At 55.6% G+C, this 23341-nt stretch carries 18 protein-coding genes; 5 read left to right on the forward strand and 13 right to left on the reverse strand.

What is annotated here, in order from left to right; translation table 11 throughout:
- Positions 1-1076 precede the first annotated feature (1076 nt).
- The 12 genes from CIK95_RS10085 to CIK95_RS10140 form a co-directional block, all read right to left on the reverse strand.
- Positions 1077-2000, reverse strand: coding sequence for an SUMF1/EgtB/PvdO family nonheme iron enzyme (locus CIK95_RS10085; protein WP_094466930.1), 924 nt, complete (start codon positions 1998-2000; stop codon positions 1077-1079).
- Between the two features lie 11 nt (positions 2001-2011).
- The gene (locus tag CIK95_RS10090; protein WP_094386918.1) at positions 2012-2974 is read right to left on the reverse strand and encodes an acetylornithine carbamoyltransferase; all 963 of its coding nucleotides are present in this window, start codon (positions 2972-2974) and stop codon (positions 2012-2014) included.
- Positions 2975-3214: 240 nt separating this feature from the next.
- On the reverse strand, positions 3215-5044 hold the full coding sequence (locus CIK95_RS10095; protein ID WP_094466931.1) for a hypothetical protein: 1830 nt from the start codon (positions 5042-5044) through the stop codon (positions 3215-3217).
- Between the two features lie 642 nt (positions 5045-5686).
- Positions 5687-6829 (reverse strand): aspartate aminotransferase family protein, encoded by a 1143-nt coding sequence (locus tag CIK95_RS10100; RefSeq protein ID WP_094466932.1) that lies wholly within the window; start codon positions 6827-6829, stop codon positions 5687-5689.
- Between the two features lie 27 nt (positions 6830-6856).
- Positions 6857-7825, reverse strand: coding sequence for an N-acetyl-gamma-glutamyl-phosphate reductase (argC, locus tag CIK95_RS10105; protein ID WP_094466933.1), 969 nt, complete (start codon positions 7823-7825; stop codon positions 6857-6859).
- A gap of 4 nt (positions 7826-7829) precedes the next feature.
- Positions 7830-8021, reverse strand: a complete 192-nt coding sequence (locus CIK95_RS10110; RefSeq protein WP_022311657.1) for a PspC domain-containing protein — start codon at positions 8019-8021, stop codon at positions 7830-7832.
- 110 nt (positions 8022-8131) lie between these two features.
- Positions 8132-9331, reverse strand: a complete 1200-nt coding sequence (locus CIK95_RS10115; protein ID WP_094386914.1) for an argininosuccinate synthase — start codon at positions 9329-9331, stop codon at positions 8132-8134.
- 16 nt (positions 9332-9347) lie between these two features.
- Positions 9348-9956, reverse strand: coding sequence for a GNAT family N-acetyltransferase (locus tag CIK95_RS10120; protein WP_022311655.1), 609 nt, complete (start codon positions 9954-9956; stop codon positions 9348-9350).
- A 15-nt stretch (positions 9957-9971) separates the two neighbouring features.
- Positions 9972-10448, reverse strand: coding sequence for an arginine repressor (locus tag CIK95_RS10125; protein ID WP_022311654.1), 477 nt, complete (start codon positions 10446-10448; stop codon positions 9972-9974).
- Between the two features lie 336 nt (positions 10449-10784).
- The gene (menA, locus tag CIK95_RS10130; RefSeq protein WP_158215124.1) at positions 10785-11627 is read right to left on the reverse strand and encodes a 1,4-dihydroxy-2-naphthoate octaprenyltransferase; all 843 of its coding nucleotides are present in this window, start codon (positions 11625-11627) and stop codon (positions 10785-10787) included.
- 94 nt (positions 11628-11721) lie between these two features.
- On the reverse strand, positions 11722-12378 hold the full coding sequence (locus CIK95_RS10135; protein WP_094466934.1) for a DUF4923 family protein: 657 nt from the start codon (positions 12376-12378) through the stop codon (positions 11722-11724).
- Positions 12379-12479: 101 nt separating this feature from the next.
- Positions 12480-13205, reverse strand: coding sequence for a Bax inhibitor-1/YccA family protein (locus tag CIK95_RS10140; protein WP_022311651.1), 726 nt, complete (start codon positions 13203-13205; stop codon positions 12480-12482).
- Positions 13206-13230: 25 nt separating this feature from the next.
- Between CIK95_RS10140 and CIK95_RS12910 the strand changes: the two genes are divergently transcribed.
- The 4 genes from CIK95_RS12910 (at position 13231) to CIK95_RS10155 (ending at position 20645) form a co-directional block, all read left to right on the forward strand.
- Positions 13231-13530 (forward strand): hypothetical protein, encoded by a 300-nt coding sequence (locus CIK95_RS12910; RefSeq protein WP_144007802.1) that lies wholly within the window; start codon positions 13231-13233, stop codon positions 13528-13530.
- 26 nt (positions 13531-13556) lie between these two features.
- Entirely contained in the window at positions 13557-14849 is a 1293-nt protein-coding gene (locus CIK95_RS10145) for a GTP-binding protein (protein ID WP_094466935.1), read from the forward strand.
- A 523-nt stretch (positions 14850-15372) separates the two neighbouring features.
- Positions 15373-16560: a sugar transporter gene (locus tag CIK95_RS10150; protein WP_094466936.1), complete on the forward strand. Its 1188-nt coding sequence runs from the start codon at positions 15373-15375 to the stop codon at positions 16558-16560.
- A 419-nt stretch (positions 16561-16979) separates the two neighbouring features.
- The gene (locus CIK95_RS10155) at positions 16980-20645 is read left to right on the forward strand and encodes a choice-of-anchor J domain-containing protein (protein WP_094466937.1); all 3666 of its coding nucleotides are present in this window, start codon (positions 16980-16982) and stop codon (positions 20643-20645) included.
- A gap of 167 nt (positions 20646-20812) precedes the next feature.
- On the opposite strand, the gene CIK95_RS10160 is transcribed toward CIK95_RS10155, so the two are convergent.
- Positions 20813-22588: a phosphoethanolamine transferase gene (locus CIK95_RS10160; RefSeq protein ID WP_094466938.1), complete on the reverse strand. Its 1776-nt coding sequence runs from the start codon at positions 22586-22588 to the stop codon at positions 20813-20815.
- A gap of 7 nt (positions 22589-22595) precedes the next feature.
- Between CIK95_RS10160 and CIK95_RS10165 the strand changes: the two genes are divergently transcribed.
- The gene (locus tag CIK95_RS10165) at positions 22596-23174 is read left to right on the forward strand and encodes a hypothetical protein (RefSeq protein ID WP_144007803.1); all 579 of its coding nucleotides are present in this window, start codon (positions 22596-22598) and stop codon (positions 23172-23174) included.
- The last annotated feature ends 167 nt before the right edge of the window (positions 23175-23341 follow it).

The following is a 23341-nucleotide window of genomic DNA, read 5'->3' on the forward strand; positions in this document are numbered from 1 at the left end:
TGCATGCCGATTGCGTGTTTGTCAACATCCTTTAAAAGGGGGGGAGCTCGCAACGAGCCTCCCCCCTTTTTTTATGCATGCCGATTGCGTGTTTGTCAACATCCTCACCGTCAACTCTGAACCGATGGTTACCGGCGTGGCACAGTGCGCCGCTGAAAGGTAATGGAGTTGCGATTACAAAGCCCAGGGCTGCGGGCGAAGCCACCTCCCGGTTTGATAGTACTAATATCATAGCACTCTGTAAGAGTTGCGATTAGCCGCAGGCGTTACCCGCAGCTGGATAATGGCCTGCAATGCGTTGGAAAATACCATTAAACAGAGTATCACGCCTACGGCAAGGCGCGACACCTGCAGCGATGCCAAAGAGAGCCCATTCCCAACCTTCGTCAAGGAGAAAGTGCGCGCCACAATCTCCTTAAACACTGCGCGGGTGAAACCGGCCTCCTCCATGGCATTTCCCCTTGGGGAAGGTTTGGATGTGGCGTGTGGTGGTTTGGATGTGGCCTCTTTGGGGCAATGGATATAGTTAGCCCATCGTGGATGGTACGCACCCCTGGCAACTCTGTAGGAGTTGCGATTTTATAGCCCAGGGTTGAGGTGCACAGCGCCTCTACCCTGGGTACTGACATAATAAAGAGAAGCAACTCTGTAGGAGTTGCGTTTAGCCGAAGGCGTTATACTCAATCTGATAATATCGTCCTATATATTTCCGCCCATCAACCTGGTGCGGTAACGCCTGCGGCTAAACGCAACACTTACAGCGTTGCTATAATGGTCGTACTTGCACCCAGGGTAGCGGTCTTCGTCCGCAACCCTGGGCTGGGGAATCGCAACACTTACAGCGTTGCTGTTGCTTGCGGAAAACTCTGTTTATCTTCACCCGTATAGATGTGGTATGGGAGAGTGGATTATGGGCCGCTTGTGCAGTTCCTTCCCCTTGGGGAAGGTTGGGATGGGGCCTCAGCTGGCACTCCTTCCCCTTGGAAGGCTGAGATGGGGCTTCTTGTGTATTATGTTTTCTCCATTTCTCCTTGGGAATATCGTTACTCGCAGCAGGATATTTATCTGTATTAATACTATTTTCTAATCTCCGTAGCCACCAGGCGAATGGTTACATACCATGCGCCATAACCGTCGCTAATCCACAAGCCTCTTGCCCACGGATAGAGTTCATGCTCGAGCGATTGATAGTGACCGCCTTTGGTCACATGAGTGTGTTCTCCTGGCGGACATTTGTAGTCTTTCTTACCGTTGGGGGTGACCGGTCGGTCGGGCGAATAGGTGTTATAGGGGTCATAGCACATCTCTGCGATTCCGCCAGACATGTCGTAGAGTCCCAGACCGTTGGGTTTCTTGCATCCCATGTGATATGACTTTTTTTCTTCCCCTTCCAAGTTATCTTTATACACCGCCACCTCATTGGCATTGTTGCTGCCGCTGAATCGGTAGCGAGCCTGAGGCTTACCCTCTATGGCAGCATATTCCCATTCGGCCTCGGTGGGCAGACGAAACTCCTGACCGCAGTAGGCATTCAGGCGTTCCAGAAATGTCTGGATTTCTTTGCACGATATGTTGCATTTGGCATAATCCTTCCCCATAGGGTTCTTGGTGTAATACTCATAGTCTCCATCCCACCAGTTGTCTTTCATGAAGGCGTCCCATAGAGCCATGCTCAATTCGTATTTACAGATATAATAGCCATCGAGCGTTATCTCTCTCGCGCGTTCTTTGTTGAATCTTACCGTGTCACATCCGGCGGTGAAGGTGCCGCCCTTGACATACACCATATCCCCCAGCAGCTTGTTGACCAGACGCTTGCGGTGGGCGTCCATGTCAAATCTCTCTTTGGGGCTTGGCGTGCGCTGCGGCTTTTTGTGCCTGACGGTCGTGGCAGGTTTCTTCTTGACAGCTGCGCCCGAAGTCTTTGGTCTTATGATGCCTTGGGCCGAAGCTGCTGTCAGGGCTGCTATAGCAATGATAGTTATAAACAGTCTTCTCATAATCTTATGTATTATAGGGTTTCCAACACGCGCTTGAGCACCACCTCGGCGCTTATCTCGCGGTTGGCGGCTTCGGGGATGACAAGCGAGTGGTCGCTCTCTATCACATCGTCGGTGACGATGAGGCCGCGTCTAACGGGCAGACAGTGCATGAAGTATCCGTCATGAGTCCAGCTCATGTGCTCCGAGTCGATGGTCCACGACATATCCTTGCAGAGTATCTTGCCATAGTCCTCTTTGCAGCTTACGCCGGGGCAGCTCCAGTTCTTGGCATACACGAAGTCGGCACCTTCGAGCGCGCGGCGCTGGTCATACTCCACATGGGCATTGCCCACAAACTTCTCGTCCAGTTCGTAGCCTTCGGGATGGGTCACCACCAGGTCTACATCGGCAGCGTTCATCCATTGGGCAAAGCTGTTGGGCACAGCCTGTGGCAGCGCACGGCAGTGGGGAGCCCAGGTGAGCACCACCTTGGGACGCTCCGTCTTGCGGTGCTCGTCGATGGTGATGAGGTCGGCAAAGGCCTGGAGCGGATGCACCGTGGCAGTCTCCATAGCCACAACGGGGCGGCCGCTGTAGCGCACAAACTGGTTGACGATGGTCTCGGCATAGTCGAAGTCACGGTCTTTGAGCCCGGCAAACGAGCGCACGGCGATGATGTCACAGTAGCTTGCCATCACGGGGATGGCTTCGAGCAGATGCTCGCTCTTGTCGCCGTCCATGATTACGCCACGCTCGGTCTCCAGCTTCCATGCGCCGGCATTGACGTCGAGTACTATCACGTTCATTCCCAGGTTCATGGCTGCCTTCTGGGTAGAGAGGCGTGTACGCAGACTGTTGTTGAAGAATATCATCAGCAGAGTCTTGTTCTTGCCCAATTCCTGAAAGGCAAAGCGGTCGCGCTTTACCTCCTGTGCCTCGGCGAGCGCCTGACGGAGGTCGCCCAGGTCTTCTACATTGAAAAATGTCTTCATCTCTTTCTTCCTTTATTTGATTTGTCAGCGCCGGACAAATAGCCGATGCCGGCATCGATTGTGTGCGGGATACTGTTGATGTCACAAAAATACGCAAAAAACCTGACATGCACCGCTATTTTCCCCATTTTTTTGCCTGCCGTTTTTTTTAGACGCACCCCATCCAACGCCAACGGCGGAGCCAGACATCCGGTGATGTCCTGCTCCGCCGTGGAAATTGTTTATGGGTCGTCTGTGCGGTTAGCGTGCCATAACCTTGTAGGCGCGGCCACCGGCCTTGACGATGTATACCTGTCCGGCAGCGAGGGTCAGCGTGTTGGCGCCAGCCTTGCCGCTCAGAGTCTGCTTGTTGCATCCGTCGAGGGTGAAGACATAGATGGGAGCAGCCTGCGCCAGCGTCACGGTCACGGTGTTGTCGCTTACGCTTACCTTGGGGTCGCCGTTGGCTACCACGTTGTCATCGATGCCTGCAGCGATGCTCAGGTCGGCATATACAATGGGTGATGTGCCTGAGATTACCTCGCCACCCACGTCGTTGTGACGCCATCCTGTCACCTGGTAACCATACTTCTTGTTCTCCTCGAGACCAGAGAAGTCGTAAGAGGTGGTCTTGCCGTCGGTGAGTTTCACCAGGTCATACTTCACGGTGATGATGTCGCCCTTGTAGAGACCCTGGCTTACAGTAATCTCATCGATGAAGAACTTCTTGAGTCTTTTATCCTCAAATGAGAGCATGGTCTCAGAGTCGCCGTCGTTCATCTCCCACTCTTCATCGATATTGCCATTTTTGTCGAAGGTTGCCGTGTGCATGTTCAGTTTGCCGTCTACCATATATCCCACGTGGTATACGTTGAGGGCGTCGCCGGCAGTACCATGGGCCTTGAGGTGTATTTTGTACTTGCCGCCGTTGGCCGACAGGTTCATAATGGGCGAGTGCAGATAAGACATGTTCATGGGGAAGCGGCCTGCATCGGCACCTATCATGCCTTTGGCCATCAGCACATTGCGTCCGCTCCAACCTGTGCAGTCTGTATACTTGTCCAGGTCTTCCGAGTTGATGCTGATGGGAAGCATCGTGGTGCCCTCGGTAGCCTTGGAGAACTGGTCGTCAAGGCGCTTGTCTATCTTGGTGTCCTCGACCACGTCGAAGCGGTATGGCTGCACATAGTAGCCCAGCGCCTTGGGCAGATACTCCCAGTTGGCGGTGTACGAGGTACTCTTGATGTTGCTGGCGGGCAGGGTGTTGACACTCAGGAAACCATCGACATACATGATGGCCGACATGTCAGAAACCTCGCTGCCATTCTTTGCCTTTACATAGTAGTAATAGACCTTCTCGGCATCCAGGTCGGTGGGAACGATCCATGTACCCTCGACCTCCTTGTCGCGCATCACGTATACGGGGGCCTTGTATTCATACTGTATAGAGTTGATGGCGATGTCGCCCACGTTGTGGCTGTCGTCCTTGACAATCTCAAAGACCACCTTGCCGATGTTGGAGCGGATTCCGCCGAAAGCATCCTCCAGGTCAAAATCTTCCTTGATGTAGAAATAGTAAGCCTCTACCTGACCCGAACTGATCATGTCGCCGGCCTTGTCGTAGAGAGTCACCTTGAAACGGCTCGAGTTTTCCTTGGTGATGCCCTGCGCATTGATAAGGTTGGCGTTGAAGATACATCTGGAGAGGTTGCCGCCCACCATGAGGGAGGTAGACACCTTGTCGTCGTTGGCGTCCAGCACGATGTGGTCGCGGTCGTTGTAGTAGACCACGTCGGTGGTGCCGTTCTTGGAGATGTCAACGCTGAAACCAACAGGAATGTTGGGGTTGGCTGTGTTGATTTTGCCGCCACTGTGGTTCACATTGGCAAAGGTCTCGTCGAATTTCATCATGTTGTCGCCCAGAGTGTAGAGGCTGAACAGATAGGAGTCGGCGCCGGCGTCTTCCCACGTAGCTTTGAATTGGGTACCCAGATAGTTGTCGGGGAAACCGATGGTGGGTGGGTTTACGGCAGCATACGCCGATGCCACTGTTGTGGCCAACAGTGATAGGATGAAGTAGATTTTCTTCATTTTGTAGGTTTATTTATATAGCTCCCGTATGAATAAAACTGCGCCCCGAGCCGGGAGGAATAACCACAGGGCGAAGCCGAATCTCTCTTTCCGAGCGAAAAATTATAAAAAAAATGATGAAATCCGACACAAAAACTATGTTTTTTGTACTTTTCGTAGCGAAAAATGGCAAAATGATAATCCCGTCCACACACCCCGCCATGCCTCCTGGGGCCCCTCCCCAGCCCTCCCCAAGGGGCGTGAGTTCCTTCCTGCTGTGTTTGAGGCGGTTTGATGACGTTTTTTCCCCTTGGGAAAGGTTGGGATGGGGCTTGTAGTGGTTTGGATGGACCTTTGGTGGAACTCCTTCCCCTTGGGGAAGGTTGGGATGGGGCTTCCCCTGGCAACTCTGTAGGAGTTGCGTTTAGCCGAAGGCGTTATACTCAATCTGATAATACCGTCCTATATAGTTCCGCCCATTGTCCTGGTGCGGGTAACGCCTGCGGCTAATCGCAACACTTACAGCGTTGCTATAATGGTCGTACTTGCACCCAAGGTAGCGGTCTTCGCCCTCAACCCTGGGCTGGGGGGAGGGGCTTTTAGGCTGAGCAGACCCTCAGCCAGACTGCCGCCCCATGGCGCCAGCCCCGATGATGGCTATCGTTATAACTTGGCAAGTGTGCGTCCGAGGCGACCGATGAAGTCGTCGACCTCGGCACGGGTGAGGCATAGCGGAGGGAGGATGCGTAGGATATTGGTGCCGGCGCAACCGGTAAAGCAATGCTCTTCGTGCACGAGTCGCGAGCGCACCTCGCTATGGGGGATGTCGAGCACGGCACCCGCCATGAGTCCGCGGCCACGCACCTCGACGATATGCTGCGACTCCTGCTGCAGCTCGCGCAGTCTGGCGAGCAGATATTCGCCCACCTCATGGGCATTGTCCACCAGATGCTCCTGCTCGAAGACGTCGAGCACAGCCAGGGCGGCGGTACATGCCAGGTGGTTGCCTCCGAAGGTGGTGCCGAGCTGGCCCTTCACCGCCTCGAAGCTCGGCGCGATGAGCACGCCCGACATGGGGAAGCCGTTGCCTATGCCCTTGGCCACGGTGATGAGGTCGGGGCGTATGCCGAGCCACTGGTGGGCAAAGAACTTGCCGCTGCGGCCGTAGCCACACTGTATCTCGTCGCAGATGAGGATGGTGCCGTTGCGGTGGCAAGCCTCGAGCAGACCCTGGGCAAACTCGGCTGTAGCCATATTCAGTCCGCCCACGCCCTGGATGCACTCGATGATGCAGGCAGCCACGTCGCCCTTGGCGAGTTCGGTTTCCCATGCCTCCAGGTCGTTGAGGGGCAGGAAGGTGGTATGTCCGTTGGCATTGATGGGGGCATTGTATTTGGCGATGTCGGTCACCTCGACGGCGAGCGAGGTGCGGCCGTGGAAGGCCTTGCCGGCAGCGAGCACGCGGGTGCGTCCGGTCTTGAACGATGCCAGCTTGAGCGCGTTCTCATTGGCTTCGGCGCCCGAGTTGACCAGGAAGAGGCTGTAGTCGTCATACCCGCAGGCTTTGCCGAGACGCTCGGCGAGTTGCTCCTGCAGTCGGTTGATGACCGAGTTGCTGTAGAACCCCAGCCTGTTGAGCTGGGCTGTCATCATCTCCACGTAGTGTGGGTGGCAGTGGCCGATGCTGATGACGGCATGGCCACCATAGAGGTCGAGATATTGCTGTCCCTTGTCGTCCCAGACATGACAGCCACGGCCTTTGACGATGTTCACGTCCGAGAGGGAATATACATCAAACAGATTCATAGTCGCTATATATATAATAAGGTATAATCAGAATGCAGAGGGCTTCAGCCGCAGTCCGGTGCGCTCGTCGAGCCCGAACATGAGGTTCATGTTCTGCACCGCCTGTCCCACGGCACCCTTGAGCAGATTGTCGATGCAGCAGGTGATGAGCAGCTTGTCGCCATACTTGTCGCAGTGTACAAGCGCCTTGTTGGTATTGACCACCTGCTTCAGGTCTATCGCCTTGTCTACATAGTGAGTGAAGGCGGCATCGCGGTAGAAGTCGCGGTAGGCAGCCTCGATGGTCTCGATGTCGGCATCGGTGTGCACCACCTCGGTGGCAAAGATGCCACGGGCGAAGTCGCCGCGGTAGGGGATGAAGTCGATGGCAGCCTCGAGATGGCCCTGTGCCTGGGCGAGGCTCTGGCGTATCTCGGCGATATGCTGGTGGCTGAACGCCTTGTATATACTCAGGTTGTTGTTGCGCCAGGAGAAGTGGGTGGTGGCTGTGGGCTTCTGGCCGGCACCGGTAGAGCCGGTGATGGCATTGACGCTCACATCGCTGGTGATGAGACCCAGCTTGGCGGCAGGTAGCAGACCCAGCTGGATGCATGTGGCAAAGCAGCCGGGGTTGGCGATGTGGCGCGCGGTGGTGATGGCTTCGCGGTTGAGCTCGGGCAGACCGTAGACATAGTCGTGGTCGGGCGCGGCGATACGGAAGTCTTGCGCCAGGTCGATGATGCGCACGTGGTCGGGGATGGTATGCTCCTGCAGGAAGGCTTGGCTCTTGCCGTGGCCGAAGCAGAAGAACACCACGTCGACCTCGTCGAAGGGCATCGCGTCGGTGAAGCGCATGGAGGTCTCGCCGTAGAGTCCCTCATGGACATCGGTGAGCAGATTGCCGGCATTGCTGCTGCTGTTGACAAAGACCAGCTCGGCGTCGGGGTGGTTGATGAGCAGACGGATGAGTTCGCCGGCGGTATAGCCGGCTCCTCCCAGTATTCCTATTCGTATCATGTTGCTAATTGGCTTTGGGTGGAATGATAATCCACATGATGATATAGGCCAATACTCCGCTGAAGCAGGTGAAGACGGTGAGCAGCGTGTAGGCCACTCTCATGGCGGTAGGGTCGATGCCGAAAAATTCGGCAAGTCCTGCACATACGCCCGCAATCATGCGGTTGTTGCTTCTTTCCAGTTTCTTGTTGTTCATTGTCATGTCTGTTTAGATGGTTTGTATCATTATAGACGGATTGGGTACAACAATGGTTGCAGCCATTGGCCTTTTTCTCGTTCTCTGTGGAGCTTGCAGCCCGTTCAGAGCTATCGTTTCTCGTCGGGGTGGATGCCGTAGAAGACACGCAGCGGCGTCGAGGTGACCTTGATGAAGCCCTTGGCGTCATCGGCGGTCCATCCGTGCTGCATCTCGCCATACTCGCCGAGCTTGCTCTTGAGCAGGTCGTCGGGTGAGTCCACGCCCACAGTCTCAAATCCCAATGGGCGCAGTTTGAGGATAGCGGTGCCGTTGACGTGGCGCTGCGAAGAGGTAAGCATGGCCTCGATGTCGGGCATTACGGGCTCCAGATACTGGCTCTCGTGGAGGAACATGCCATACCAGTTGGCCACCTGCTCCTTCCAGTACTGCTGCCACTTGCTCAGCGTGTACTTCTCCAGCAGTCGGTGGGCCTCGATGATGAGCTTGGGGGCGGCTGCCTCAAAGCCTACACGACCCTTGATGCCGATGATGGTGTCGCCCACGTTGAAGTCGCGGCCGATGGCGTAGGCGGCGCCTATCTCCTCAATCTTCTGGATGGCGGCAATCTTGTCGTCAAACTTCTCGCCGTTGACGGCGGCTATCTCGCCCTTCTCAAAGGTAATCTTCAGTTCGCTCTCGTCGGTGCGGGTCACGTGCTTGAGGAACGCCTCTTCGGGCAAGCCCTGCGCAGAGTCGAGCAGTTCACCTCCGCAGATGCTGGTTCCCCATATACCCACGTTGTAAGAGTACTTGAGCTTGGTGAAGTCGGCATAGTAGCCGTGGGCGTTGAGGTAGTCCACCTCTTCCTGGCGTGAGAGCGCCTTGTCGCGGGTCAGGGTGATAATCTCCACGCCCGGTGCCATGACGAGGAAGGTCATGTCGAAGCGTATCTGGTCGTTGCCGGCGCCGGTAGAGCCGTGGGCTATGGCGTGGGCACCTATCTCGTTGGCGTAGCGGGCTATGGCGATGGCCTGGAAGATGCGCTCCGACGATACGCTGATGGGGTAGCAGTTGTTGCGCATCACGTTGCCGTAAATCATGTACTTCAGACTCTTCTCGTAGTACTCCTGAGTCACGTCGAGGGTCACATATTTTACAGCGCCCAACTTGTAGGCGTTGGCTTCATTCTCCTTGAGCTGTGCGGCACTGAATCCGCCGGTGTTGGCACAGGCGGCATACACGTCATAACCTTCTTCAGTAAGTTTCATGACGGTGTACGAGGTGTCGAGACCGCCCGAAAAGGCTACTACTACTTTCTTCTTGCTCATAATGATTGGTGTTTTATTAGTTCTGTTCTTGGTTTCTCTTGTCTATCTTGTTGATTCTCTCGATTACCTCCTGCGGCAGCTTGGCGGGCAGGTGCTCCTCGGGGTCGTAGAGCATGGCGGTGCAGATGCAGTATTTGCGCCCGGTGCGCTTGAGCACGTCTACGTTGATGCAGCCTTCGCATCCGCGCCAGAAGGCTTCGTCGTCGGTGAGGTCGGCAAAGGTCACAGGCTGGTAGCCCAACTGCGTGTTCATCGTCATCACGGCGGCTCCGCTCGTAAGGCTGAATATCTTGGCGTGGGGCCAGCGGGTGCGGGCGAGGGTGAAGGTGAGGTCCTTGATGCGCTTGGCCACGCCGTGCTTGCGGAAGTCGGGGTGTACTATCAGTCCCGACGTGGTCACATACTGCTTGTTGCCCCATGTCTCTATATAACTGAAGCCGGCAAAGCGGTCGCCCGAGAGGGCTATGACGGCTTTGGCCTCCTTCATCTTGGTGGTAAGATACTCGTGCGTACGCTTGGCGATGCCCGTTCCTCTTACCTTGGCGGCGTCGGCAATGGTCTGTAAGATGGTGTCCACGTATTTCTCGTGCGAGGCGTCGGCCACCATTACCTTGATTTCTTCCATTCTTCTCTTCTTGGTTTATATCAGATTGGGGATTACCTGCATCAGCTTGCGCTCCAGCCTGCCGCGGTCGGCGCCCTCGGCGAGGATGGTGACGATGGTGTCGTCGCCGGCAATGGTTCCCAATATCTCTATGATGTTACTGTTGTCTATGTTGTAGGCTATCGCGCTGGCGTAGCCAGGCCGTGTCTTGATGACGGCGATGTTGTTGGAGTATTGTATCGACACGAAACCAGGCGCCTGGAGCATCTGCTTGGCGGTCTTGGGACGGGTGACGCGCTTGTACATGGTCTCGTTGGGCAATACGTAGACATACTTGCCGTTCATGCTCGATGCCTTGGCTATCTTGAGCAGTTTCATGTCGCGGCTCAGCGTGGCTTGGGTCACCTCGAAGCCCTCTCTAATCAGTTCGGTGAGGATGTCTTCCTGGCTGCAGAACTCCTTGCTGGAGATGAGCATCTTGAGAGCCTCGATACGGTCTTTCTTTCCTTTCATGATGTGTATATTTATACATTTACGGGTGCAAAATTACACAAAAGATGCATATTCGCCAAAGAAAAATGTATAAAAATACGCCTGTGCTGTATATTTATACAACAATTTGCATTATATACACACTCCCATTCATGACCGTCGGGCTGTAGGCATTGACGGATGCGATGCGGGTGGTAAGGGACGCAAGTGTTGGTAAATCAGATGGTTTGCTTGGTGGTGATGACGGGGGTCGTGGGCTGCGGCGATGGGCGATGGGTGGGTCGCCAGGCTTGCGCAAAGTTGTGCAATATACAGTAAATGATGTATATTGCCTCGTTCCCCACCGCTTCCTTGTCGTTATACCGCCATCAGCACTACATATATTATATTGATGATGCCGGCAGCCATCAGCAGCTTGTTGTAGGTGGCGCCCTTGGCGCGGAGGGTGGCGGCGAAGAGGGCTGCGGCAGGGACGACTACCAGCATGGCGAGGCTCCAGCCCAGAGCCAGATAGGCGAGCACGGGCATCAGAGCCACCACGGTGCCCATCAGGCACAGGGCTGCGCGGCGCCCGAACCTCACGGGGAAAGTGCGCTTGCCCACGAGTCGGTCGCTGTCCATGTCGCGCAGATTGTTGATGAGCAGCACACACATCGAGATGAGTCCGCTCACGCCTCCAGCACACCATACCGACCACGCAAACTGTCCCGTCTGCAGATAGTATGTGCCTGACGAGGCTATCACGCCGTAGTAGAGAAATACGAATATGTCTGCCACGCCCAGATACGACAGCGAGTGGCTCGTGGCAGTATAGAGCCAGGCGAAGAGCAGGGCCGAGACGCCGATGGCGAGGATTACCCAACCGCCGTGGACGACCAGGAAGAGACCGCAGCCCACGCTCACCGCGAGCGCAGTAAGACAGGCCCACTCCATCTGCCGCTTGCTCACTTCGCCTTCAGCCAGCGCGCGCTTGAAGCCCGCACGGCCTTTCTGGTCGGTACCCCGCACGAAGTCGTAGTAGTCGTTGATAAGGTTGGACAGTATCTGCAGCGCCAGCGCGCAGACGATGGTCACCGCAGCCACGGTGGCAGAGGTGACGGGCGACGGCATGGCTATCAGCGCCGCCATAACCGGACAGAGCGAGGCTGCAAGCGTCTGCGGCCGCACTATCCTGAACCAGAGTCCTATAGTCTTCATCATAGTCATAGTCGTTGTCGGTGGTAAAACAAAGAGCCACACCCTTACCCTTCTTGGGGCGAGCGTGGCTATAGTTATGGTCGTCTACATAGCTGTATTACTTGTGGGTGTCCAGACCGATGCGCACACCGTCGTAGTTCTTGCTCAGGTCGCCCATAGTCTGCAGGGTGCTGTTGCCGCTCATCGCTGCCAGAGTCTGGAAGAGGTTGAGCAACTTCTTCGACTCCATCAGGAAGCTCATGCCGCCCGTGGTCTTCTTGGCATATACGTTGAGGCTGAAGAGCAGGGTCTTCAGCACCAGTTTCTGGTCTTCCTGTGTGTAGGTCCACTGGCCGCTGATGGGCTTGCCGTCTATCTTGCCGCTGAAGGTCTTGTCGCTGTTGATGGTGAGATAGGTGTTCTTGCTGTTGATGCCCACCTTGGTGTAGGTATCGCTCAGTTTTCCCTTGATTTCGGTGGCGATGGTCTCGCCTCCCGCCTTGGCGAGCAGATTTTCGGTGGTGAATGCCACGCCGGGCTGTCTGTAGTGCCATGTACCGATGAGGTCGCGCTCGCGGGGCTTGTCGGTTCCCAGGATGCTCTTGATGGTGTTGCCCAGCGTCTGTCCGTTGGTGGCAGCGCTGATGATAGACCCCAGCACGCTCTGGTGACTGGTGGTCTGGGTGTTGGTCTGTGTGTTGGTGTTACCTGAAGTGCCGCAGCTGCTGAGCATGACGCTGCATGCCAGGACGGCAATGATGATTGATTTGTTCATTTTCTCTAAAATTATAACGATAATCTATGTCTCTGACGCAATAAAAAGGCCAAGGTTTAATATCCTTGGCCTGTATTTTCACGATGAAGCCTGTCCTCGCATCAGTCGCGGTTGCCGCCGAAGAAGCGCAGCAGGTAGAGGAACAGGTTGATAAAGTCGAGGTATAGGCTCAGCGCGCCTGTCACTGCCAACTTCTGGCTGGTCTCTCCCAAGTCGGGAGCCATGGCAAGGCTCATCTTGATTTGCTGGCTGTCCCATGCGGTGAGGCCCACGAAGACCAGCACGCCGATGATGCTTACCACCAGGTCCAGACCTGAACTGTGCAGGAACATGTTGACCACGCTGGCGATGATGACGCCTATCAGCGCCATGAAGAGCAGTCCGCCTATCTTGGTCAGGTCGCGGCTGGTGAAGTAGCCGTAGGCTGCCATGACGCCGAATGTGCCGGCGGTGACGGCAAAGGTCTTGATGATGGCTGCGGGGGCAAAGAGTACGAAGATGGATGAGAGGGTAAGTCCGTTGAGTGCCGAGAAGATGATAAACATCAGTGTGGTGGTAGCCAGAGAGCGGTTTTCCTTGTTCACGCTGTTGGATATCTTCCATACCAGCACCAGTTCGGCGATGATGATGGCCCATATGCCCAGCTGGCTGCTGTATATCAGCTGTATCAGTCCTGGCGACATCGCTACGCTGTAGGCGGTGAGGCCGCTGATGGCAAGCGCCATCGCCATCCATAGGTATACCTTGCGCATCAGTATCGGGAACGCTGCCGAGAGTGACATGCTCTCACTCTGTCTGATCTTTTCTTCTAAATCGTTAATGTTCATAATCGTCTGTTTTATGGTTTATACTATGGTGACTGCAAAGAGCATGCCACCACATTGCAAATATAAGAAGATTTATTCGTCTGCACTACTTTTTTTGTTATTATTTGCGACCCCGCCCTTATTTTTATCATTTATTACGAAAGTCGCGCCTACTGCCAAGGGGCTTTTGCCGGTTTCGGCGATTGTCGTGCTGTCCACCTCGGCCCTCGCGCCAGCCCTCGCAGCCATCCCCGCAAGGCGGGAGCATGGCGCAGAGAGCAGAATGTCAAAAAAAAGCGGCGCCGAGAGCCCGGTTTGGTATCAATTTTGCACCCTCTGCCCGTAGAGACACCAACTATACATATATATATTATGAGTATAAAGCAAATACCCGTTCTGCTGCTCACGGGCTATCTTGGTAGCGGCAAGACCACATTGGTCAACAAAATTCTCGCCAATAAGAAGGGCATCAAGTTTGCCGTCATCGTCAACGATATCGGTGAGGTAAACATCGACGCCGACCTCATACAGCAGGGCGGAGTGGTCAACAAGAAGGACGACAGCCTCGTGGCTCTGCAGAATGGCTGCATCTGCTGCACGCTCAAGATGGACCTGGTCGAGCAGATACGCGAAATCATAGAGATGGGGCGCTTCGACTACATCGTCATCGAGGCAAGCGGCATCTGCGAGCCCGCCCCAATCGCACAGACCATCTGCTCCATCCCCTCGATGGGACCGCAGTATATCAAGGGTGGCATAGCCCGGCTCGACTGCATCGTGACGGTGGTCGACGCCCTGCGCATGAAAGACGAGTTTGGCAATGGCGACAATCTGCAGCGCCACAATCTCGACGAAGACGACCTCGAGAACCTGGTCATCCAGCAGCTCGAGTTCTGCAATATCATTCTGCTCAACAAGGCTTCAGAGGTGACTCCCTCGGAGCTCGACCACGTCACCCAGATTATCCGCGCCATCCAGCCCAAGGCCGAAATCATACCTTGCGACTATGGCGACATCGAGCTTGAGCGCATCCTCGACACCCGCCGCTTCAATTTCGACGACGTAGCGACCTCTGCCGCGTGGATAGACCAGATAGAGCACCACCACGGTGAGCCTGACGATGACGAAGAGGCAGAAGAAGAGCACCATCATCACGATGACGAGCACGAGCACCACGACCACGATGAGCATCATCATGATGACGAGCATGAGCACTGCGACCACGACCATCATGACCACGACGACCACGGCCACTGCCATCACCACCATCACGACCATGAGCATGGCGAGGTCGAGGAGTACGGTATAGGTACCTTTGTCTATTACCGCCGCCGTCCGCTCGACCTGGCGCGCTTCGACGAGTTTGTCGCCCGCTTCTGGCCCAAGGGGGTCATCCGCTGCAAGGGCATGTGCTGGTTTGCCGACGAGCCCGACGTGTGCTATCTCTTCGAGCAGGCAGGCCGCCAGATGGGTCTCAAGAATGCCGGACAGTGGTATGCCACCATGCCCGAAGACCAGCTGAGCGAAATGATGGACCGCGAGCCTGGGCTGCGCCGCGACTGGGACGAGCAGTATGGCGACCGCATGCAGAAGCTCGTCTTCATCGGTCAGAAGATGGATAAGCGCTCCATCATCGCCCGCCTCGACAAGTGCCTGGCTGACTAAGCGTTAGCACCGACTGTCTCCGCCAAAGCGCCGACCATCCCCGCAGTCGCACCGACCATCCCCGCCAAAGCGCCGACCATCCTTGCAGTCGCGCCGACAGTCCCCTCCATCACCCCAATACACCGAGCCCCGCCCTACACCGTTCCCATGCCGGGAACAGATAGGGTGGGGCTCGCTGCGTCTATATCTGTCTACAGGGTGATGACCTCGACGCCAACCGTGATGACCTCCACAATCGCCGAGATGACCTTCGCAATCGCCGAGATGACCTCCATCGGCTCGTATCATAAGGCACGAGCTCACGTGCCTTATGTTACGTGCCCTCGTACCTTATGTTACGCGGCTTCGTGACTTATGTTACGAGCCAGCCGCAGCCCCCTCTGTGTCGCTGCGGGTGCCTCCGGCTTGCGGTATGTCAATAATTGGCTCGACAATGCTATGAAACTTCGTGCGGGAGATGATGGATTGGCCGCCTTTTTGTAATTTTGCAGCCGCAAAGGATAACACCTATTTAATATATATCATGCCCAAGGAGAAAACGATAGCCCGGTGGTTGCCCCTGGTGGGGTTGACCTTCGCCGTCTTTGTGTTCAATACATCAGAGTTTATGCCCATAGGTCTGCTCAGCGACATTGCCGCCGACCTGCACATCAGCGAGGTGCGGGCAGGACTGCTGGTGTCGGTCTATGCGTGGGTGGTGGCGCTCATGTCGCTGCCCCTCATGGTGATGGTGTCTACGGTGGAGCTCAAGCGGCTGCTGCTCGCCATCATCGCCCTCTTTGTGGTGAGCCATGTGGCATCGGCGCTCGCCGAGGGCTATTACACGCTGATGCTCTCGCGCATAGGCGTGGCGTGTGCCCACTCGATCTTCTGGTCGATAGCCCCTCCGCTGGCTGTGCGCACGGTGCCCGATGGCCGAAGCGCACTGGGGCTGAGCACGATGGCCACGGGCTCGTCGGTGGCTATGGTTGTGGGTCTGCCCATAGGCCGCGTGGTGGGACTGTACGTGGGCTGGCGCATGACGTTTCTGAGTATCGCTGTCATCTCGGCTCTGATATTCGTCTTCATCGCCGCCGTATTTCCCCGGTTGCAGAGCCGCGGCAAGTTCTCGTTTGCCAAGATTCCGGCGTTGCTCCACAACCGCGTGCTGCTGGGCGTCTTTGTGCTGGCGCTGCTCTTTGCCACCACTCACTATACGGGCTACAGCTACATCGAGCCCTTCCTGGATCAGGTGGCAGGCCTGTCGCCCGACGTGGTGACGATGGTGCTCATCGTCTTTGGCGCCTCGGGCATGCTGGGCAGCATCGCCTTCTCCAAGTATTATATGTCGGGCAGACGGAGGTTCATGGCTGTGGTCACGCTGGGCCCGGCGCTGTGTCTGCTGTTGATGCAGGCGGCAGCCATGAACATCATTGCCATCTTCGCCGTGTGCATCGTGTGGGGCGCCATGGCCACGGCGTTCAACATAGCCTGCCAGGACAACACCATCCGCTTTGCGCCCAAGGAGGCGACGTCGATTGCCATGTCTATCTTCTCGGGTATCTTCAATCTGGGCATCGGCTGTGGCGCCTATCTTGGTGGCGTGGTCGTAGACCATACCTCGCTCTGCGGCATAGGGTATGCCGGTGCGCTGATAGGACTCGTAGCCACGCTCTATCTGGTGCTGCGGTTCTTCCCGAATATGCGGCGCCGGGAGGCGGCACAGCAGTAACGGCGCTGCAGCGGGCAGGGCTGAGTCTGCAGATGGCTGGGTTGAGGCTGCTGAGCCTATACCCAGTCTCCGGGGACAGCCCCGTCAGGGCCGAGAGGATGATCAGGCGGGCAGAGTGGGTCGCTGCGGAATTATAGTTTGTAAGCAAAACCATAGAAACGGTAATAAAACCATAGAAAATCACTGATAAAAGTAACAAAAACGAAGAAAAACACGCAAATAACTTATATTTTTGATATTTAGTTGCAGATTATTGGCAAGGAGGGCAGTTGTAGCCGCATCTTTTCCTATATTTGTGACGAGAAATGTGGTTGGAGAATCTGTCTAAAGCAAAGTACGCTACGCCTTAGTAATTGCTGCGTTTGCGCAAGCGGATAAGAACACCGCAAATTGTTTTACTAATCAACAAAACAACGCTTATGAGAAAAAGCTACTTTATCACCGCTCTGGCGGTGTGCCTCGCCTTGGTAACGGCGCAGGCACAGGAGGCTGTTGTCAAACGCACCACAGCACGCAAGGCTGCCAAGATGGCGCCATCGGAGAGATTTGTCCGTGTGGCCAAGGCTCGGGGAGGCGAGGGGACGGTCGTGCAGAAGGCTGCGACCCTGCCGATTACGCCCGACTGGGAGTGCAAGTTTGACAAGGAGGCTGATTTCAGCCAGTTTACCGTCATCGACAGCAACAATGACCGTTTTTCGTCGAGTTATTTTGACTGGGGCACATGGAACTATCTCTTCAAGACAGGTGAAGGCCCCTATGGCCCTGATTACCCTGACCACTGTGCGGGCTACACCAGTGACGAAGACCACGATGCCGACGACTGGCTCATCACGCCGGCGCTGGCACTGAAGGCAGGCAATACTTACAAGGTGACATACAAGGTGCGCGCGCACCGCTCGGCGATGCCTGAGCGCTTGGAGGTGAAGTATGGCACCGCCGCCACGGCTGCGGGTATGACCCAGACGCTGATGGCAAGAACAGACATTACCAATGCCGAGTATATAGAGTACAGCCAGGAGCTCACTCCCGTGGCCGACGGCACCTATTATATAGGTTTCCACGCTGTGAGCGATGCCGACAACATGATACTCTATCTCGACGACATCTCGGTGAAGAAGTCGGCGGATACTTTCAAAGGCTGGGAGTGCAACTTTGACAAGGAGGCAGATTTCAACCAGTTTACCGTCGTCGACAGCAATGGCGACCGCGCACAATCAAGTTATCTCGACTGGGGAGTGTGGAACTACCTCTTCAAGAGTGGCGACAGTCCTTACGGACCCGATTTCCCCGACCACTGTGCGGGCTACGGCTGTGATGAAGACCACGATGCCGACGACTGGCTCATTACTCCCGTGCTCAAGTTGACCGGTGGCGATACGTATATAGTTAAATATAAGGTACGCGCGCACCGCTCGACGATGCCTGAGCGCTTAGAGGTGAAATACGGCACCGCTACCACGGCTGCGGGCATGACCCAGACGCTGATGGCAAGGACCGATATCAGCAATACCGAATATCAGGAATACACGCAGACGCTGACCCCAGCTGCCGACGGCGACTACTATATCGGTTTCCATGCCGTGAGCGATGCCGACAACATGATACTCTACCTCGACGACATCTCGGTGAAGAAGCAGGGCGCGCTGCCTCCTGCCGCTGTGACCGAGGCGGTGCTCACTCCCGATGCTACGGGCGCAGTCAAGGCAACCCTGAGTTTCAAGGCTCCCGACAAAGCCACCGACGGCAGTGCGCTGACCAAGCTCAGCGGCGTGAAGGTGATGGAGGCCGACGCCGAACTGGCAGATATCACCAGTGTGCAGGTGGGCAAGACCGCTACCTACACCATCGAGAATGCGGGCACCAAGCCTGCCAATCACACCTATACGCTGATACCCTACAACGCCGACGGCAATGGCGAGAAGACTGTGGTGAGCGGCTGGATAGGTCTTGACGGCCCCACGGCTCCTGCCGGAGTAACCGCCGAACCGGTGGGCAAGAACCTCAAGGTGGCATGGGAATCCTCCAAGGCCGAGCACGGCGGAGTGTTCTTCGCCGACAAGGTGAAATACAATCTCTATGAGATGAAGGATGCCGCCACGGCAAGTCGCATGGTAGCTACGACAACGGGTGCTACCGAGGTGTCTGTGGCTGTCGACGTCAACAGCGGCGACCAGCAGTTGCTGCAGCTCGCTGTGTCGGCAAGCAACGCCACCGGCGTGAGCGGCTATAGTTTTGCAGCGCCTCTCGTGGTGGGCGCTCCCTACACGCTGCCCCTCAAGGAGACCTTTGCCAAGGCGGGCAATGCCTATGGCTTCTGGGCTGCTGAAGGAGAAGGCTGGGGATATCAGAACCAGTATGCCGGTGTGACTTACTCTACCGACGAAGACGCCAACGGTGACGGCGGATGTGCCGACATTATGACTTATTATGAGGATGTCATCGCTCTGGTATCAGGAAAGATAACTCTGGGCACGGCAGAGAAACCGATGTTCATGTATAGTCAGAAGACCGACTCGAAGGAGGGTAGTGTGCGTCCGCTGGTCATCAAGGCCGACGGCACCAGAGAGTATCTCGCCACCGAGAGCCTTGACGGCTATGCCGATGCAGGCAAATGGGTGTCGCGCTCTTATGACCTGAGTGCCTACAAGGGTCAGAAGTGGATACGCGTGGGTGTGGCTTTCGACCAGTCGAAGCGCTGTTACAGGAAACAGCATCTGTATATCGACAACTTCGTGGTGGCCGACGAGACACCGACGAGCATCACCGTAAGCGTGTCGGCTCCTGCCAAGATGCGCAAGGGCAAAGCGGGCACGGTCAAGGTGGCTGTGACCAATTACGGCAACGCCATAGGAGCTTATACGCTGACTCTCACCGCGGGCGACACCGAGGTGAAGACCGTCGGGGGCGAGTCGCTGGCGCTGATGCAGACTGCCACGTATGACATCGCCTATACGCCGAGTGTGCTCGTCAAGGGCAACGCCGTCACGCTGACCGCTACGCTCAAGGCGGGTGAGGGCAAGGATGCCGTCACCGCAGATGGTAGCGTGGAACTGACGGCAGTCGATGCGCATCAGCCTGCTCCGACCGGGCTCAAGGCTCTGGTGGACGCACAGGGCAAGGTGTCGCTGTCGTGGACTGCCGTGGCTAAGGTAGACCGCATGACCGATGACTTTGAGGACTACAACTCATGGAGCGTAGACAACGCCGGCGACTGGAGTTTCCATGACGGCGACAAGGGAGTCACCTATGGTTACTTCGACGACCAAGGTCTTTACTATGACAATGAAAAGACGCCGTTTGCCTATATCGTATGGATGCCTGCCAACTATGGCGGCGAGGACATTACGGTGGCAAATCCCACGGCAAAGCCTTATAGCGGAAACAACGCTATGGCCTCGGTGTACAGCTATAATCGCAAGGCGACGGGCGAGCTTACTCCGCTGGCAGCAGACAACTGGATGATTAGTCCGGAGCTCACGGGTAAGGCTCAGACCGTCATGTTCAGAGTCAACAACATCAGTGCCTCCAACCCGGAGACCTACCAGGTGCTCTATAGTACGACTACAGCGGCGCACGACCAGTTCCAGCTCGTGGCAGAGAAGACTGTAAGCAACAGCAAGTGGGACGAGGTGAGCTTCGAGCTGCCTGAGGGTGCGCGCTACTTCGCCATCCGTCACAATACCAAGCTCGAGGTGAGCCCATCGGGCATCGGCTATTCGTCGGCGCCTTACCTCTTCCTGGTCGACGATGCTACCTTCGCCTCCAAGGGCTGCACGTTTGTGGAGTATGTCATCTACCGCGACGGCAAGCCATTGGCTACGGCTGCCACCACGGCAAGTGAGGACCGTGAGGCTCAGTGCGATGGTGCCGACCATGTCTACCAGGTTACGGCACGTTATGGCGACGGTTCCGAGTCGGCTCCCGTTGAGGCTGTGGTCTCAATGCCTACCGGTATCGACATCATCGAAACCACGGTCGATGCACCCCAGGGCGTCTATTCGCTCGACGGCGTCAAGCAAGATGCCAACGCCCGTCTCCAGCGTGGCGTCTACATCAAGAATGGTAAGAAAGTGGTAGTAAGATAAGCCGTCCGAAGGCTGTTCATCTCAAGCAACTCTGGACTGGAGGTCACCAAAGGTAAAGGAGTTGCGTCAACAAACCCAGGATAGAGGCATGCAGCGCCTCTGTCCTGGGTTTGTCGTTAGGAGGAGTGTATGGGGAATATCTTAGGGCAGGCGATGCGTTGCCCCAGTCATGGTGCGAGCATGATGCGGTCGTAGTCGCGCTCGCCGCGGATGATGCGCTTGCGGCTGTTGTCATAGTCGTTGTGCAGTATGTCGTATTGGGGATAGTACCAGGGGCTGTGTATGCCGGCGAGGTGTAGCAGTAGCTGCGCTATCGTGTCGGTCATTCCCCGTCTGTTGCGGCACGAGCGTATCTGCTCCCACTGCTGCTTGCGGCTGGATCGATAGGACGGCGACGCCCATATCCAGAAGGGGATGTCAAACTGCTGTCTGATGTCGTTGCGGTCCCATGTAAGGTTGCGTCCCCATTCTGTAGAGTTGTCGAAGATGCGCTCACCGTGGTCGGCGGCGAATATGGCGATGGCGTCTTCATCTTCGTAGAGCTTCAGGATGGAGTCGACGACCAGGTCGTTGTAGACGATGGCGTTGTCGTAGTGGGCAAGTATCTCGCGCTGTTGCTCCGTGAGGTCGTCGCGGTCGTAGTCTTTGGCGTCGAAGACGCCGAAGTTGGCGGGATAACGCTTCTTGAAGTCGGCGTGAAGTCCTAAGAAGTGGAAGATGTCCAGCGTGTAGGGATGTCTCGTCTGGCATCGCTTGTAGTCATCGGTCAGTGCCATGTCGTAGTCGTGGGTAGACTCGTTGCGCGTGTCAAACAGGCGGCGGCTGATGGGAGGATTGTTGAAGAAGGCGTCTTCGATGAAGTCGCTGAATCCGCTGCGCTTCACCATATATTGGTTGCTGAAGAACGAGGTGTGATAGCCAGCCATCCTGAACAGCAGCGGGAAGGGTGGGGCTGATGCCCATGTCCCCGGTTGGCCTGCACATTGGGTGGATAGCATCTCCTTGAGCGACTCGCAGGTGGTATTCCAAGCACTTGTCATGTCGCCAAACACGATGAGCTCGCCGGCGTTCTTCCGTGCCGTCTGCCGGGGCGTGGTGGGCTTGTCGTAGCCGTAGAGTTGGCTGTGGTGGCGGTTGTAGCTTTCTCCGATAATCAGGATGATATGTGGGGAGAGGTGTGTGACCGAGTCTATCCGCGCCTTGTTCAGACTCTCTTCAAAGAGTCTTATCTCGTCGCGCAGCCGGTGGGTCTCGCTGACGGCAAACGCCATGCGGTATATGGGCAGATAGTAATTGGTTTTCTGCCTGAAGTCTTTCCGCTGCTGCGTTTCCAGTTCGCTATACTGGCAGATGATGCGGCAATACATATACTCCTTGTTCTCCAGACTGAATATGAACCCGATGGCAAACATGACGATAATGGCTGTCTGAGCGGCGTAAGTCATGTGCCGGTTGCGCCATATCCCTGTGCGCATGGCTTTGCCCATGATGGTCTGCTCTCGGGCAAGCAGCGCCATGCCCACCATCATCTGGATGATGACCAGCCCTAATGGCGACCACAGCATTGCCGCGTCGAGATACGACGACAGCGCTTCGCCAGCCTCTCTGGTATTGCTTTGCAGTGCCAGCTGCAGCAGCATCGGGGTGATGGGCATGCCCAGTCTTACGTAGCATGCCATGTCTACAGCAGACAGTAGGTAGAAGAATGTGGCTGTGGCGAGGCGCAGGCAGTGTCTGTATCTTTCGGGCATCAGTCGTAGCAGGGCGCAGAATAGGTAAAGGTCGGAAAACAGTTCGAAACTCATCCAGAAGCGGCTGCCGTTCCACGGCTCGCAGACGATACCTGTCAGTCCCAGCAGGTACATCAGCAGAAAATAGAGCTGGTTGCCTCCGGTCAGCGGCTTGCTCAGGGTATGGATGATGCGTGATAACATAAGAATCATAATACTTATGGCGGCAAAGGTAAAGATAATTCGCCATATAGACAATCATTTGCGATGGATATTTGACTTTTTCGGTCATCGGAACTCAATCGGATGTCAATTTATGTGGGTCTCGGCTTTGGGCAGATTGCTTCCGGGTGTGTTCGGGATATGGCAGGCAATGGTCAAGTGCGGGCGGGGAGCAAGATGCCAAAAGAAATGGTGGTACGAGTTGGAAAGAATTTACAAGACAACTTATTCCTGTTTGATGGCAGATAGGCGTTACTTCCCCCAGACGGTCATTTTTTCTGTTTCCAAGTTTGAATTGCTGGTAGCAGAACTTGCAATTACGGTTTCATGCCTCCAAATATCTAATGCGCGCCGCAAATTCCCCAAAAACACGCATCCTGCCAACATGCAGCGAAAGACTCCAGCGAAAAGCGCCAACGAAATTTCCCACAAAGGTGGCCCCGTTTCAACCCTATCCAAGTGGAAGAAACAGGGGGCATCTGGCAATCGGGCTGGAAATCGTCATGATGCGAAAGGAGTCTTCATGGGTATAATATATAATAAGGTATATAGTCCTCAGGGTCATCATTTTGGTTGATATAAATCAATAGGTGGAAAATATTTTCAACTTTTTTGTCGAAATGTTTGGTTTGTGTTGAAAAAAGCTATACCTTTGCATCCGCTTTCGAGAATGAAACACTTCTCCTGAGCGCTGAAGAAAGAGTTCTTTGAAAGATTTAAGATAAACAGAAGAGTAGTAGTACA

The sequence above is a fragment of the Prevotella sp. P5-108 genome, assembly GCF_002251385.1.
Classification (GTDB): domain Bacteria; phylum Bacteroidota; class Bacteroidia; order Bacteroidales; family Bacteroidaceae; genus Prevotella.

Bases quoted from the DNA above. Each gene is read 5' to 3' on its own strand.
- CIK95_RS10165 (WP_144007803.1), top strand. From the start codon at position 22,596: ATGGCGGCAAAGGTAAAGATAATTCGCCATATAGACAATCATTTGCGA.
- CIK95_RS12910 (WP_144007802.1), top strand. From the start codon at position 13,231: ATGGTGACTGCAAAGAGCATGCCACCACATTGCAAATATAAGAAGATT.
- CIK95_RS10135 (WP_094466934.1), bottom strand. From the start codon at position 12,378: ATGAACAAATCAATCATCATTGCCGTCCTGGCATGCAGCGTCATGCTC.
- menA (WP_158215124.1), bottom strand. From the start codon at position 11,627: ATGATGAAGACTATAGGACTCTGGTTCAGGATAGTGCGGCCGCAGACG.
- CIK95_RS10150 (WP_094466936.1), top strand. From the start codon at position 15,373: ATGCCCAAGGAGAAAACGATAGCCCGGTGGTTGCCCCTGGTGGGGTTG.
- CIK95_RS10155 (WP_094466937.1), top strand. From the start codon at position 16,980: ATGAGAAAAAGCTACTTTATCACCGCTCTGGCGGTGTGCCTCGCCTTG.
- argC (WP_094466933.1), bottom strand. From the start codon at position 7,825: ATGATACGAATAGGAATACTGGGAGGAGCCGGCTATACCGCCGGCGAA.
- CIK95_RS10100 (WP_094466932.1), bottom strand. From the start codon at position 6,829: ATGAATCTGTTTGATGTATATTCCCTCTCGGACGTGAACATCGTCAAA.
- CIK95_RS10160 (WP_094466938.1), bottom strand. From the start codon at position 22,588: ATGATTCTTATGTTATCACGCATCATCCATACCCTGAGCAAGCCGCTG.
- CIK95_RS10110 (WP_022311657.1), bottom strand. From the start codon at position 8,021: ATGAACAACAAGAAACTGGAAAGAAGCAACAACCGCATGATTGCGGGC.
- CIK95_RS10085 (WP_094466930.1), bottom strand. From the start codon at position 2,000: ATGAGAAGACTGTTTATAACTATCATTGCTATAGCAGCCCTGACAGCA.
- CIK95_RS10120 (WP_022311655.1), bottom strand. From the start codon at position 9,956: ATGGAAGAAATCAAGGTAATGGTGGCCGACGCCTCGCACGAGAAATAC.
- CIK95_RS10140 (WP_022311651.1), bottom strand. From the start codon at position 13,205: ATGAACATTAACGATTTAGAAGAAAAGATCAGACAGAGTGAGAGCATG.
- CIK95_RS10115 (WP_094386914.1), bottom strand. From the start codon at position 9,331: ATGAGCAAGAAGAAAGTAGTAGTAGCCTTTTCGGGCGGTCTCGACACC.
- CIK95_RS10125 (WP_022311654.1), bottom strand. From the start codon at position 10,448: ATGAAAGGAAAGAAAGACCGTATCGAGGCTCTCAAGATGCTCATCTCC.
- CIK95_RS10095 (WP_094466931.1), bottom strand. From the start codon at position 5,044: ATGAAGAAAATCTACTTCATCCTATCACTGTTGGCCACAACAGTGGCA.
- CIK95_RS10090 (WP_094386918.1), bottom strand. From the start codon at position 2,974: ATGAAGACATTTTTCAATGTAGAAGACCTGGGCGACCTCCGTCAGGCG.
- CIK95_RS10145 (WP_094466935.1), top strand. From the start codon at position 13,557: ATGAGTATAAAGCAAATACCCGTTCTGCTGCTCACGGGCTATCTTGGT.